The sequence below is a fragment of the Nocardioides taihuensis genome (genome assembly GCF_042657275.1).
GTDB classification, from domain to species: domain Bacteria; phylum Actinomycetota; class Actinomycetes; order Propionibacteriales; family Nocardioidaceae; genus Nocardioides; species Nocardioides taihuensis.
In genome coordinates this window covers 769,268-783,267 of sequence record NZ_JBHSKD010000027.1, presented here as the reverse complement: position 1 = coordinate 783,267, position 14,000 = coordinate 769,268, and the positions used below count along the sequence as shown (strand labels likewise).

General features: G+C 73.1%; 11 protein-coding genes. 6 read left to right on the top strand and 5 right to left on the bottom strand.

What is annotated here, in order from left to right:
- Nucleotides 1-41: 41 nt before the first annotated feature.
- From ACFPGP_RS21785 to ACFPGP_RS21760, 6 genes are all read left to right on the top strand, one after another.
- Nucleotides 42-1,163, top strand: a complete 1,122-nt coding sequence (locus ACFPGP_RS21785; RefSeq protein WP_378593367.1) for a PrsW family intramembrane metalloprotease — start codon at nt 42-44, stop codon at nt 1,161-1,163.
- Complete coding sequence (locus ACFPGP_RS21780) at nt 1,160-2,923, top strand: dynamin family protein (RefSeq protein ID WP_378593365.1); 1,764 nt, start codon at nt 1,160-1,162, stop codon at nt 2,921-2,923. The genes ACFPGP_RS21785 and ACFPGP_RS21780 overlap by 4 nt, the downstream gene beginning before the upstream one ends.
- A gap of 81 nt (nt 2,924-3,004) precedes the next feature.
- The gene (locus ACFPGP_RS21775; RefSeq protein WP_417624517.1) at nt 3,005-4,630 is read left to right on the top strand and encodes a GTPase; all 1,626 of its coding nucleotides are present in this window, start codon (nt 3,005-3,007) and stop codon (nt 4,628-4,630) included.
- 176 nt (nt 4,631-4,806) lie between these two features.
- The gene (locus tag ACFPGP_RS21770; protein ID WP_378593361.1) at nt 4,807-5,232 is read left to right on the top strand and encodes a single-stranded DNA-binding protein; all 426 of its coding nucleotides are present in this window, start codon (nt 4,807-4,809) and stop codon (nt 5,230-5,232) included.
- A gap of 30 nt (nt 5,233-5,262) precedes the next feature.
- Nucleotides 5,263-6,945, top strand: a complete 1,683-nt coding sequence (gene ettA / locus ACFPGP_RS21765) for an energy-dependent translational throttle protein EttA (RefSeq protein ID WP_378593359.1) — start codon at nt 5,263-5,265, stop codon at nt 6,943-6,945.
- A gap of 40 nt (nt 6,946-6,985) precedes the next feature.
- Nucleotides 6,986-8,056, top strand: a complete 1,071-nt coding sequence (locus ACFPGP_RS21760) for a DNA adenine methylase (RefSeq protein WP_378593357.1) — start codon at nt 6,986-6,988, stop codon at nt 8,054-8,056.
- A gap of 16 nt (nt 8,057-8,072) precedes the next feature.
- Here ACFPGP_RS21760 and ACFPGP_RS21755 read toward each other — a convergent pair whose 3' ends face one another.
- The 5 genes from ACFPGP_RS21755 to ACFPGP_RS21735 all read right to left on the bottom strand — a co-directional run bounded on the left by ACFPGP_RS21755 (nt 8,073) and on the right by ACFPGP_RS21735 (nt 13,965).
- On the bottom strand, nt 8,073-8,567 hold the full coding sequence (locus ACFPGP_RS21755) for a MarR family winged helix-turn-helix transcriptional regulator (protein ID WP_378593355.1): 495 nt from the start codon (nt 8,565-8,567) through the stop codon (nt 8,073-8,075).
- 22 nt (nt 8,568-8,589) lie between these two features.
- Nucleotides 8,590-10,278 carry an ELWxxDGT repeat protein gene (locus ACFPGP_RS21750; RefSeq protein ID WP_378593354.1) on the bottom strand — a complete coding sequence of 563 codons (1,689 nt, stop codon included), beginning with the start codon at nt 10,276-10,278 and terminating at the stop codon, nt 8,590-8,592.
- Between the two features lie 120 nt (nt 10,279-10,398).
- Nucleotides 10,399-11,616, bottom strand: a complete 1,218-nt coding sequence (locus ACFPGP_RS21745; protein ID WP_378593352.1) for an acetyl-CoA C-acetyltransferase — start codon at nt 11,614-11,616, stop codon at nt 10,399-10,401.
- A 201-nt stretch (nt 11,617-11,817) separates the two neighbouring features.
- Entirely contained in the window at nt 11,818-13,068 is a 1,251-nt protein-coding gene (locus tag ACFPGP_RS21740; RefSeq protein WP_378593350.1) for an HNH endonuclease signature motif containing protein, read from the bottom strand.
- Between the two features lie 93 nt (nt 13,069-13,161).
- The gene (locus tag ACFPGP_RS21735) at nt 13,162-13,965 is read right to left on the bottom strand and encodes a TIGR02569 family protein (RefSeq protein WP_378593348.1); all 804 of its coding nucleotides are present in this window, start codon (nt 13,963-13,965) and stop codon (nt 13,162-13,164) included.
- Between the last annotated feature and the right edge of the window lie 35 nt (nt 13,966-14,000).

Genomic DNA, 14,000 nt, shown 5'->3' with positions numbered 1-14,000 from the left:
CGCGCGGCGCCCGGGGGAACCCCGGCCGATAGGCTCGCGGCATGCCCGGAGCCCGCCGCGACAGCGTCGCCTTCACCGTCGTCGTGACGGTGGCGGTGGCCCTCGGCGCGCTCCTGATGGTGCTCGTGATCGCGCTCTCCGGAGCCCCTCGCGTGATGGTCCTCGCGACCGGCCTGGCCGCCCTGCCGGTGGTGCCGCTGGTCGCCTGCTACCTGTGGCTCGACCGCTACGAGCCCGAGCCGCGGACCCTGCTCGCCCTGGGCCTGCTGTGGGGCGGGTTCGTGGCCACCGCCGCCGCCCTGCTGCTGCAGGGCATCGGCGGGCTCGTCGTCGGCTTCACCGACGACACCAGCCTCGCGGTGGTCGCGCCGATCACCGAGGAGGCCAGCAAGGGGCTGTTCCTCTTCCTCCTGCTGTGGTGGCGGCGGGCCGAGCTCGACGGCGTGCTCGACGGCATCGTCTACGCCGGGATGATCGGCATCGGCTTCGCCTTCGTGGAGAACATCCTCTACCTCGCCGCCGCCTACAACGGCACCGACGGCATGGGGCCGGGCGGCGCCACCGCGGTGACCGGCACCTTCCTGGTGCGCTGCCTGGTGAGCCCGTTCGCGCACCCGCTCTTCACCACCTTCACCGGCATCGGCGTCGGCATCGCCGTCACGAGTCGGAGCCGGGTCACCCGGGTGGTCGCCCCTCTGGCGGGGTACACCTGTGCCGTGGTCACGCACGCCCTCTGGAACGTCTCGACGCTCTACGGCTTCGAAGGGTTCGTCGGCGCGTACGTCGTGCTGATGGTCCCCGCCTTCCTCGCCGTCTCCGGGCTCGCCCTCTGGTCGCGCCGCTACGAGCAGCGCATGCTCACCACTGCGCTGCTCGACGCCTCCCGGCGCGGGCTGGTGCCCCAGACCGACATCGGCTGGCTGGTCGACCTCCGGGCCCGTCGTACGGCGCGCACGTGGGCGCGGCGGATCGGCGGCCCGTCCTCCGAGCGTGCGATGCGTGACTACCAGCAGGCCGCGATCGAGCTCGGCTTCCTGCACTACCGCTACCTGCGTGGCACCCCGCCCCCCGACTTCGCCGCCCGCGGCCACGACTACGTGGCCCGGATCAACGCGGCCCGTCCCTACGTCTCCTTCCCCGGACAGGTGGTACCCGCCCGATGACCACGACCGAGACCCAGGGCGCGCGGATGATCACCGCGCTCGTGCAGCTGCGCTCCGCGCTGCAGGAGGCGCGCCTGCCCCTGGAGACCGCCGGGGTCGAGGAGCAGCGCTCCTCCCTGCGCGCCATGGTCGACCAGCTCGAGGACTACGTGATCCCGCGGGTGATGACGCTGGAGGCCCCGCTGCTCGCGGTCGTCGGCGGCTCGACCGGTGCCGGCAAGTCGACGCTGGTCAACTCCCTGGTCGGTCGCCGCGTGACCGCGCCCGGCGTGCTGCGTCCGACCACCCGGTCGCCGGTGCTGGTGCACCACCCGGACGACCTGACGTGGTTCGGCCAGGACCGGCTGCTGCCCGACCTGGTCCGCCTCGACCGCGCCACCGACGACCCCGCCGCGCTGCAGCTCGTCGCGGCCGACAGCGTCGGCCCCGGCATCGCGATCCTCGACGCGCCCGACGTCGACTCCATCGAGGAGCAGAACCGCACGCTCGCGGCGCAGCTGCTCGCCGCCGCCGACCTCTGGCTCTTCGTCACCTCGGCGGCGCGCTACGCCGACCAGGTGCCGTGGGACTTCCTGCGCGAGGCCGCCGAGCGCAGCGCCGCGGTCGCGATCGTCCTCGACCGCACGCCCGCCGAGGCCGTCGAGACGGTCTCGACCCACCTGGCCCGGATGCTGGCCAGCCGCGGGCTCAAGGACTCGCCGCTGTTCATCGTGCACGAGGGGCCCGTCTCCGACGACGGCCTGCTCCCGGCCTACGCCGTCGCGGAGGTGCGCGGCTGGCTCGAGGCCCTGGCGAAGGACGCCGACGCCCGCGACCGCGTCGTGCAGCAGACGCTCGAGGGTGCGATCCGCACGCTGACCCGTCGTACGCACGCGGTGGCGGACGCCGCCACCGAGCAGGTCGAGACCGAGGTCCGGCTGCGCGGCGACGCCGAGCGGGCCTACGACGACGCGGTCGCGTCCGTGGCGACCGCCTGCGCCGACGGCACGCTGCTGCGGGGCGAGGTGCTGGCGCGCTGGCAGGAGTTCGTCGGTACCGGCGAGCTGATCAAGAGCCTCGAGCACAAGGTCGGACGGATGCGCGACCGCATCGTCAACGCGGTCAAGGGCAAGCCGCAGACCGCCGAGCGGGTGACGGTCGCCGTCGAGTCGGGCCTCGAGACGCTGATCCTCGAGCACGCGGAGGCCGCGGCCGAGCGGGCCGAGGCCTCGTGGCGTTCCCTGGCCTCGGGCCAGGCCCTGCTCGCCGACGCGGGGGAGGACCTCGGCCGCGCGTCGCGCGACTTCCGGCGCCGTGCCGAGCGCGCGGTGCGCGACTGGCAGCAGGACGTGCTCGACATGGTGCGCACCGAGGGTGCCGACAAGCGCGGCACCGCCCGGTTCCTGGCCTACGGCGTCAACGGGCTCGGCGTCACGCTGATGATCGTGGTCTTCGCCCACACGGGCGGGATGCTGGTCGGGGCCGAGGCCGGCATCGCCGGCGGCTCCGCGATCGTGGCGCAGAAGCTGCTCGAGGCGGTCTTCGGCGACCAGGCCGTCCGCAGCCTCGCCGACCGGGCCAGCCGCGACCTGCAGGCCCGGGTCGCGGAGCTGCTCGAGACCGAGCGGCGTCGCTACACCGACCTGCTCGACAGCCTCGGCCTCACCTCCGACCTGCCCGACCGCCTGCGCGCCGCCTCGCGCCGTGTCGACGACCTCCGGTTCGCCGCGGCGACGCGCGACGACGTACCGGGTACCGAGAGCCCGTCCCCGTCCGCCTAGGCTTGAGGCGCACTTGATGAAGCGTCGAGGTGCCGCCACCCGAGGGAGAACATGACGTCCGTGCTCGAGACGGCCAAGCGAATGGTCGGCCGGGGTTCCGACCTGGCCGACCGCCTCGACGGTCTGGCCACGGCCGTGCAGGCCTCCCGCGGGCGGCTCGACGACGCGGTCGTCGACCCCGCCCAGGAGGTCGCCGAGCGCGCCGCCAGCCGGCTGCGGCTCTCTGCCGAGCACACCGTCGTCGCGCTGGCGGGTGCCACCGGGTCGGGCAAGTCCTCGACGTTCAACGCGCTCACCGGGCTCGACCTCTCGGCCGTCGGCGTCCGCCGCCCGACCACCTCGTGGGCGACCGCGTGCGTCTGGGGGCAGGAGGGCGCCACCGAGCTGCTCGAGTGGCTCGGCATCCCCGCGCGCCACCAGGTGATGCGCGACTCGATGCTCGACTCCGGGCCGGCCGACACCTCGCTCGACGGCGTCGTCCTGCTCGACCTGCCCGACCACGACTCGACCGAGGTCTCGCACCACCTCGAGGTCGACCGGCTGGTGAAGCTCGCCGACCTGCTGGTCTGGGTGCTCGACCCGCAGAAGTACGCCGACGCCGCCGTCCACGACCGCTACCTCGCGCCCCTCGCCTCGCACCAGGACGTGATGGTGGTGGTGCTCAACCACGTCGACACGGTCCCGGCCGGGCAGCGCGACCAGATGCTGGCCGACGTCCGGCGCCTCCTCGACGCCGACGGACTGACCGGGGTGCCGGTGCTGGCCACCAGCGCCCGCGACGGCGACGGGGTCGAGGACCTCAGGCGCCTCGTCGTCGAGCGGGTGGCCGGCAAGAAGGCCACCCGCACCCGCCTCGAGGCCGACGTGAGGGCCGCCGCCGAGCGGCTGCACGCGGTCACCGGCGACGCCCGGCCGCCGCGGCTGTCGGAGGAGCGGGTCGAGGCGCTCGAGGACGCCTTCGCCGATGCGGCCGGTGTGCCGACCGTCGTGGACGCGGTCGAGGAGTCGACCCGGATGCGCGCACAGCGCGCCACGGGCTGGCCGGTGACCGCGTGGTTCTCCCGGCTGCGGCCCGACCCGCTCAAGCGGCTGCACCTCGACCTCGGCAGCTCCGGCCGCGAGCTGACCGGCCGGGCCCGCACCTCCGTGCCGCCGCCGACCCAGGTCCAGCGGGCGCGCGTCGACACCGAGGTCCGCGCGCTGGCCGACGACGTCGCCACCACGCTGCCCGCGCCCTGGGCGCACGCGGTGCGCGCCGCCTCGGTGCGCCACCTGTCCGACCTCGGCGACCGTCTCGACGGCGCGCTCGCCGACGCCGACCTCGGCGCCAGTCGGATCCCCGTCTGGGCCGGCGTGGTGCGCGTCCTGCAGTGGCTGCTGATCGGCGCCGCGCTCGCCGGCGCCGCCTGGTTGGCCCTGCTCTTCTTCCTCTCCTACCTCCAGCTGCCCGACGCCGACCCGCCGCAGGTCGGGGGCTTCCCGCTCCCGACCGTGCTCTTCGTGGGGGGCGTGCTCGCCGGCGTGCTGCTCGCCCTGGTGTGCCGGCTGCTCGTGGGGCTGACCGCCCGCAGCCGGGCACGCACGGCCGACCGGCGCCTGCGCGCGGGCATCGCCGGGGTGACCGAGGAGGTCGTGGTCGAGCCCGTGCGCACCGAGCTGGCGGCGTACGCCGCGGCGCGCGACGGCCTCCAGGCCGCCCTGCGCTGAGCCCCCACGCTGACCCGCCGTTGGTTGACGGCGGGTCAGCGCGAACAGCCCGCGAGACGTGCACAGCGGCGCCCCGCGACACGCTCGTCCACAGGTTGCTCCGTCGGCCCCTCCGGCCGTCGGCGACGCGGCGCACAGTGGTGGCGGTCCACCCACCACGCGAGGAGATGAAGCCTGTGAACGAGTCCCTGATCACCCTGCAGGGCCGGGTCGGCGGCGACGTGTCGCTGCGCCGTGCCGGCGACGCCGAGGTCGCGAGCTTCCGGCTCGCGTGCACGCCCCGGCGCTACCAGCGCAAGACCGACAGCTGGGTCGACGCCGACACCCAGTGGTTCACCGGTTTGGCCTGGCGCGGCCTCGCGGAGAACTGCGACCGCTCGCTGCGCCGCGGCGACGCCGTCGTGGTCCACGGCCGGCTCAACGCCCAGACGTGGGTCAACAAGGCCGGGGTCGAGGTCACCACGTTCGAGATCGACGCCGTGTTCGTGGGGCACGACCTGACCAAGGGCACCAGCGTGTTCACGCGCCCGGCGCGCGAGCCCGACGGGGGAGAGGAGGTGGCGGCCGCGAGCGGGACGGCCGAGGCGGGGGCCGCGGCCTGAGGTGGCCGCCCAGCCCGTAGGCTCGCGGGCATGGCGGATTACGTGTTCACCCTGCGCAACGTGCGCAAGGCCCATGGCGACAAGGTCGTCCTCGACAACGTCACCCTCTCGTTCCTGCACGGAGCCAAGATCGGCGTGGTCGGGCCCAACGGCACCGGCAAGTCGACGCTGCTCAAGATCATGGCCGGGCTCGAGCACGCGAACAACGGTGACGCCATCCTCGACCCCGACGCGACCGTCGGCATGCTCCAGCAGGAGCCCCCGCTGAGCGAGGGCAAGACCGTGCTGGAGAACGTCGAGGAGGCCGTGCACGAGACCAAGGCCAAGATGGCCCGCCTCGACGAGCTCTACATGATGATGGGCGACCCCGACGCCGACCAGGACAAGGTCGCGGCCGAGGCGGGCGACCTCCAGACCGAGCTCGACGCCGCGAACGTGTGGGACCTCGACAGCCGGCTCGACCAGGCGATGGACGCGCTGCGCTGCCCGCCGGGCGACGTGGTCGTCGACCACCTCTCCGGAGGCGAGCGCCGCCGCGTGGCCCTGTGCAAGCTGCTCCTCCAGCAGCCGGACCTGCTGCTGCTCGACGAGCCCACCAACCACCTCGACGCCGAGTCGGTGCAGTGGCTCGAGAACCACCTGGCGAGCTACCCGGGCGCCGTCCTGGCCGTGACCCACGACCGGTACTTCCTCGACAACGTCGCGCAGTGGATCCTCGAGCTCGACCGTGGCAAGACCCACCCCTACGAGGGCAACTACTCCACCTACCTGGAGACCAAGAAGGACCGCCTCAAGATCGAGGGGCAGAAGGACGCCAAGCGGGCCAAGATGCTCGAGCGCGAGCTCGAGTGGGTCCGGTCCAACGCCAAGGCCCGCCAGACCAAGAGCCGCTCGCGTCTCGCGCGGTACGAGGAGATGGCGGCCGAGGCCGACCGGATGCGCAAGATCGACACCTCCGAGATCAACATCCCGGCCGGTCCGCGCCTCGGCGACGTGGTGCTCGAGGCGAAGGGCCTCGGCAAGGGCTTCGAGGACCGCCTGCTCATGCACGACCTGTCGTTCTCGCTGCCGCGGGCCGGCATCGTCGGCGTGATCGGCCCCAACGGCGTCGGCAAGACGACGCTGTTCCGGATGATCACGGGCCAGGAGAAGCCCGACGAGGGCGAGCTGGTCGTGGGCCAGACCGTGAAGATCTCCTACGTCGACCAGAGCCGCGGCGGCATCGAGCCGAACAAGAACGTCTGGGAGGTCGTCTCCGACGGGCTCGACTTCATCAAGGTCGCCAACTTCGAGATGAACTCGCGCGCCTACGTCGCGTCGTTCGGCTTCAAGGGTCCTGACCAGCAGAAGAAGGCGGGCGTGCTGTCCGGCGGCGAGCGCAACCGCCTCAACCTCGCGCTGACGCTGAAGATGGGTGGCAACCTGCTGCTGCTCGACGAGCCCACCAACGACCTCGACGTCGAGACCCTCTCCTCGCTCGAGGACGCGCTGCTCGACTTCCCGGGCTGTGCCGTGGTCACCTCCCACGACCGGTGGTTCCTCGACCGCGTCGCCACCCACATCCTCGCCTGGGAGGGCGACGACGAGGACGACGCGAAGTGGTTCTGGTTCGAGGGCAACTTCGCCTCCTACGAGGAGAACAAGGTCGAGCGCCTCGGCTTCGAGGCAGCGCGCCCGCACCGGGTCACGCACCGCCGCCTCACCCGCGACTGAGGTCCCACCCCGAGCACGGTCGCAGCCCTAGGCTGCGACCGTGCTCAAGTACCTGGGCTCCAAGCGCACCCTGGTCCCGGTGCTCGGCGAGATCGCCACGCGGGTGGGGGCGACGACCGCGCTCGACCTGTTCACCGGCACCACCCGGGTCGCCCAGGAGCTGAAGCGGCGCGGGCTGCACGTCACCGCGCACGACCTCGCGACGTACAGCGAGGTGCTCGCGCAGTGCTACGTCGCGACCGATGCCGCGGACGTCGACCACGCCGAGCTGGCCGAGCACCTCGCCCGCCTCGACGCGCTGCCCGGACGGCGGGGGTACGTCACCGAGACCTTCTGCGAGCGCAGCCGCTACTTCCAGCCGCACAACGGCGAGCGGATCGACGCCATCCGCGACGCGCTGGATGAGTCCCACGCCGGCACGCCGCTCTACCCGGTGCTGCTGACCAGCCTGCTGCTCGCGGCCGACCGGGTCGACTCGACGACGGGTCTGCAGATGGCCTACCTCAAGCAGTGGGCGCCGCGGGCGAGCGGCCGCCTCACCCTGCGCGTGCCGGAGCTGCTGCCGGGGCTGGGTCTGGCGCTGCGCGGTGACGCGGTGGAGTCCACGCGGACGCTGCCGCCGGTCGACCTCGCCTACCTCGACCCGCCGTACAACCAGCACCGCTACTTCACCAACTACCACGTCTGGGAGACGCTCGTCCGGTGGGACGCCCCCGAGGCCTACGGCATCGCCTGCAAGCGCGTCGACGCCCGCGACCCGGCGACGATGAGCGCCTTCAACCGCAAGCGCGAGATGCCGACCGCCCTCGCGGGCGTGATCCGCGACGTCCGCGCCGAGGTGGTCGTGGTCTCCTACAACGACGAGTCGTGGGTCGGCGTGGAGGAGATGACCGGCTGGCTGCGCGACGCGGGCCACGAGGAGGTCGGCGTGCTCGCCTTCGACCGCAAGCGCTACGTCGGTGCGCAGATCGGCATCTTCAACCCGGCAGGGGAGAAGGTCGGTCGGGTCTCCCACCTGCGCAACCAGGAGTTCGTGTTCGTGGCCGGCCCGCGCGACAAGGTCGCGGAAGCGATGGCGGTCGGCGAGGGCGCGGTGCCGGTCGGCGCCTGACCGCCTTCCCGGTCGGCTAGTGACGGCCGCCGATCTCCCGCGCCGGGTGGGCGGAGACCAGGTGGTCGGCGACGGCGTTCATGACCCGGCCGAGCGCTGCGAAGTCGTCGGGGTCCGCGAGGTCGACCAGGTGGGCGCGCACGCCGCGCACGTGGGTCGGCGCCATCTCGACGAGCAGGTCGTAGCCCTTCTCGGTGAGGTGGCACACGATGCCGCGGCCGTCCTCGGGGGAGGCGGCGCGCAGCACCAGGCCGGCCTCCTCGAGCCGCTTCACCGTGTGGGTCACCCGGCTCCTGCTGTGCGCGAGCGACTCGGCCAGTTGCGCCATCCGCAGCTGGTGGTCGGGAGTCTCCGAGAGCCGCACCAGGATCTCGTACTCCGTCATCGAGATGCCGAACTTCTGGCGCAGGTCGTCGTCGAGCCGGTCCTGCAGCAGCGTCATCCCCATGATCAGCCCGCGCCAGGAGCGCTGCTGCTCGTCGTCGAGCCACGGAACCGGGGGAGTCGCCACGGGCGGGAGTCTATGTCGGGCTCTAGCCGCGGACGCGGACGACGAAGGCTTTCGACGTCGAGCGCGCGGCGTCGAAGGATCCGGAGTACGCCGCCTTCAGGCGGGTCTCCCCGACCGGCAGGCGCTTCGCGATCCGCACGCTCGCCTTCCCGCCGGTCAGCGAGGCCTTCCCGACGACCGTGCCGCCCTTCAACAGGCGCACCGTGCCCGTCAGGTCTTGTGCGCCGGTGACCCTGACGGGGACCCGGATCGCCCGCTTCCGCGCCTGCTTCGCGGAGTACGAGTCGGCCGGCGTGGCCGACGTCCGGGAGGCGATCGCGCTCAGCAGCCACGGTTCCGCGCCGAGTGATTCGGTCTCGGCGGCGAACGCCACCGTGTTGCCGACGGCGGTGGGCGGGGTGCCGCAGCACCCGCCGACAGGTCCGGACCAGATGTCCGCGGCGACGTCGGTGCCCGCCTCGGTGCCGTCGCTGCTCCACAGCTCGCTGCCGACGACGCCGTCGTCGGCCTCGAACCACAGCCGGTCACCCACCGTGACCGGGAGCGACATCGAGACGTCTCCTCCCGGCTTGATCTCGTCGACGAGCGTCGTGCCCGCCTCGGTGCCGTCGGATCGCCACAGCTGGAAGGTGGCCGACGGACCAGTGGCCCGGAAGTAGACGAAGCCGTCGAGGACCGTCAGCCCCTCGACGTTGCCGCTGAAGTCGGGGTTGACGTCGGCGACCTGCACGGTGCCGGCGTCCGTGCCGTCGGTGCGCCACAGCTCCTTGCCCGCCGCGTCGGTGGCGGCGAAGTAGGTGAGCCTGCCCAGCCTCGCCGGCCACCCGGGAGTACCGCTGGCGTCGGGAACGTCGTGGACGAGCGCGGTCCCCGCCGTGGTGCCGTCCGTGCGCCAGAGCTCCGTCCCGGCGCCGGACGAGAACGCCGAGAAGTACACCGATCCGTCGCCGGTCGGGAAGAACGCCGTGGTCCCGGTGAGCGGGCTCGGGCTCGACGTGCCGGGTTGCTCGATGTCGAGGACCTGCTGGGTGCCGGCGGCCGTGCCGTTGGTCCGCCACAGCTCCTGACCGTCCGCGTCGGCGGCGGCGAAGACGACCACGTCGCCGACGGCGCTGAAGTAGCGGGGGCCGGAGGACTCAGCGCCGAGGGCGATGTCGGCCACCTGGTGCGTGCCTGCGGCGGTGCCGTCGGAGGTCCACGGCTCGTCGCCGGTGGCGCCGCTCCCGGGGTCGGTGACGGCCGAGAACCACAGGGCGCCGCCCGCGCGAGCGAGGAAGCCCACCCGGTCGCTCCCGTCCGGGTAGGTGTCGAGCAGCACGCGCGTCCCGGCCTCGGTGCCGTCGGAGACCCACAGCTGGCTCTCCACTGTCCCGTAGACGAAGTAGAGCTTGCCCCGGAATGCCGTCAGCTGGTCGATGTACGACGAGTCGGTCCCGGGCGCGAGGTCGGCGACCAGGTGGGTCCCGGCGGCCGTGCCGTCGGACACCCAGGGCTCGTTGCCGTGGTCGGGGTCCGAGGCGATGAAGAACAGCTGGTCGCCGACCCGGGTGAAGTGGTCCGGGTCGGAAGCCGTGTCGCCCGGGTTCGCGTCGAGCAGGACGTGGGGTTGCGGAGCGAAGCCGTCGGCGGCCTGCGCAGGCAGGCCGACGAGTGCGAGCGGCACGGTCGTGGCGAGAGCCGTCACGAGGGTGACGGGAAGGCTGCGGCGCATGGCACTCCTCGGCAGGCTGATCCCCGCGCGCAGCCTCGCGGATATGCCGACAGGGGGAAATGACCCGTACGGACCAGTTCCCGCCGTCGCGGGTCAGACGTCTGTGCGGACCGGCCCGGGTCAGCGCATCCGCTCGAGGATGAGCGCCATGCCCTGGCCGCCGCCGACGCACATGGTGATCAGGCCGGTGCTCTTGTCGTGGAAGTCGAGGGAGTTGAGCATCGTGTTCTGCAGCCGGGCGCCGGTCATGCCGAACGGGTGACCGACCGCGATCGCGCCGCCGTTGACGTTGAGGCGGTCGAGGTCGATGCCGAGGTCCTGGTAGGACGGCACGACCTGAGCCGCGAACGCCTCGTTGATCTCGACGAGGTCGATGTCGCCGATGCTCATGCCGGCGTGGGCGAGCGCGCGCTTGGTCGCCTCGACCGGGCCGAGGCCCATGATCTCCGGCGACAGGCCGCTGACGCCGGTCGCCACGATCCGCGCCAGCGGGGTGAGGCCGAGCTCGCCCGCCTTGGTGTCGGACATGACCACGACGGCCGCGGCGCCGTCGTTGAGGGGGCAGCAGTTGCCGGCCGTGACCACGCCGTCGGGGCGGAAGACCGGCTGCAGCCCGGCGATGCCCTCGAGCGTCACTCCGGCCCGGGGGCCGTCGTCCGCGCTGACCACGGTGCCGTCGGGCGTGGTGACCGGGGTGATCTCACGGGCCCAGAAGCCGTCGGCGATCGCCTTCTCGGCGAGGTTCTGCGAGCGCACGCCGAACTCGTCGAGCTCCTGGCGCGAGAGCCCGCGCAGCCTCGCGACGTTCTCGGCCGTCTGGCCCATCGCGATGTAGACGTCGGGGATCTGGCCGTCCTCGCGCGGGTCGTGCCAGCCGACGCCGCCCTCGGCGGTCTTCGCCGTGCGAGCCTTGGCCTCGTCGTAGATCGGGTTCTGGGTGTCGGGCCAGTGGTCGGAGGTGCCCTTGGCGTAGCGCGACACCGTCTCCACGCCCGCGGAGACGAACACGTCGCCCTCACCGGCCTTGATGGCGTGGAAGGCCATGCGCGTGGTCTGCACCGAGGAGGCGCAGTAGCGGGTCAGCGTCGCGCCCGGCACGTCGTCCATGCCGTTGAGCACGTTGACGACGCGCGCCATGTTGTTGCCGGCCTCGCCGCCGGGCAGGCCGCAGCCGAGGTAGACGTCGTCGACGGTGTTGGGGTCGAGCCCGCCGACCTTGTCGAGGGCGGTCTTGATGATGAACGCCGCGAGGTCGTCGGGTCGGCAGTCCTTCAGCGATCCCTTGTTCGCGCGACCGATCGGCGTGCGGGCGGCAGAGACGATGACGGCCTCGGGCATGGAGGAACTCCGATCTGGCGGGGACGGGGAGGTGCGCACCGGCGCTCTCGTCACCCTAGTTGCCCCTCGCACACCCGTGGGCGAGGCCTTCGTCACGCCGGGTCTGGCCGCGCCGGCCCCTCACCACCGGCTCCTCACCACCGGCTCCTCACCACCGGCTCCTCACCACCGGCTCCTCACCACCGGCTCCTCACCACCGGCCTATCTGCGTCGGTGGAACGCCCACTCACCGTCGCTGCGTCGTCGCAGGTCCCAGCGTGCATCGTGGGCCCGCCGGTGGTGGTGACCGCAGGCGGGGATGGCGCTGGCGAGGTCGGTGCGCCCGCCGCGCGACCAGGGGCGGAGGTGGTGGATCTCGCACCAGGCAACCGGTCGGTCGCAACCGGCGATCGCGCAGGTGTCGTGGACGAGCGAGAGGGCTCGCCGCTGGTTGCCGTCGTGGAGTCGCCGGCGGCGCCCGAGGTCGAGCGGGACGGACGGGCCGCCGAGCACCGCGGGCACCAGCCCTGCCTCGCAGGCAAGGCGGCGCGCGTCGCCGGCGGTGATCCGGACACCGGTGTCGAGTCCCGCCGTACCCAGGCCGGACATGAGGGCGTCGAGCCCGACGGTCACCAGCAGCTCGGTGCTGTTGGGGCCGTGCCCCGTCGTCGGGAGGTGCTCGACGAGCTCGAGGAACGCGGCACCTCGCACCTCGTAGATGTTGGCCCCGGTGTCGGTGCCGAGGGCGGTCGGGTCGGTGACCAGGGTGCCTGCCCGGTCACGCGAGAGCCGGCGCGGGCTGGTCAGCCGGTCGAGCGCGTGGCGCAGCAGCTGGCCGTGCAGCTCCGGGATCAGGAACCTGCCGCTGAAGGTCCCGTTGCCGTTGTCGTGGAGGGCGAAGAAGGTCTCGGCCTCGGCCGAGCGCGTCTCCCGGCCCAGGAGGATCGCTTCGTGCCGGTCGGCGAGCTCGCGGTCGACCGGGTCGAACATGCGACGGGCCACCTGCCGCAGCCGCCGGGCGTCCACGGGCCGCCCCGACCGGGTGGCGTCGCCGGTGGCCCGCGCGACGAGCTGTTCCTCGGCCGCCCGCACCTGCTCGGGCGTCGCCTCGGGCGGCGCCTGCTCGGCGGCGTCGACGATCACCCGCACCTGGGGGAGTCGTAGTCGGCCGGCCGCGAAGGCCTCGCGCGTCGCGTCGTACTTCTCCTGGAGCAGGCGTGCGATCCGCAGCCCGCCGGCCAGTGCCTGCCGCGTGTCGCCGGTCAGCTGCGCCAGCCAGGCGTCGGTGCCGGTGTGGGCCGTCTCGTCGGCCACCCGGCGCGCGTCGGCCTCCGCCGACAGCGACATCCGCAGCGCCACCACCTGCGACTCGAGCGCTGCCAGGGCGGTGATCGCCTCCCCGAGCTCGTCGGTCGCCACCGTCGCGGCCGGCACGGCCGAGGCCTCGCGCACGAGGTCCTGCGCGCCCGCCACCGTCCCGGCGAGGGCCGGGGATGGAGCGCGGTGATGGACATGACGCGATCTTACTCGAACGCGTGTTCGAAGGCAACGCGATCCGACGTCGGCTCAGACGCCGATCGCCCGCGCCGCAGCGTCATAGCGGCGCGCCGCGTCCGCGACGTCGACGCGGGCGCCGTGGTTGGAGCCCGCCAGGCTGGTCGTCGCCATGCGGAAGAGCAGTGCCCGGGCGGTCGCGGCCAGCGGGACGTCGGCGCGGTCCACCAGGGACGGCGGGGTGTCGGGGCGGCAGAGCGCGTCGGCCACGACCACGCCCTCGGCGTACGCGGGCGGACGCCAGTAGGGCGCGATGTCGATCACTGCCGGAGGCAGCGTCGGACTCAGCAGGACGTTGCCGGTCAGGTCGCCGTGCACGACCTGCGCGGCGCCGAGCGGCTCGACGGCGCCCTGCAGCCGCCGACCCACGTCCGCGAGCTCGGGGTGGATCGCCAGGTCTCGTTCTCCCCAGGCCATCCGGTCCGCGACCGCCCACCGGTCGTCGCGTCGGTCGAGGCAGTCCGGTCGGCCCAGGTGCGCGACCGCCCGGTGGAAGGCGCGCCCGGCCTCGATGATCCGCAACCAGGCCGGCAACATGGTGAACGCGGGCTCGCTGCCCTCGACCCACCGGGTCGCAGACCACCCGGCCCACGACCAGGTGCCGAGGCGCGAGCGCACCGGAGCCGCCAGGCGGAAGCCGTCAGGCGTGACGTCCTCGAGCGCCTCGGCGAGCCAGTCGTGCACCGGACCGCCCGTCGGCTTGAGGACCAAGTCGCCGGAGATCCACGAGGTGCCCTGGCCACCGACCAGCGCCCGGGGCGGGTCCACCGCGCCGAAGGCGCGCACGACGCTCGCCGGTGGCGGTGTGGGAGGCATGGGTGCACCGTAGGGCGGTTCGGCGGAGCGACCGA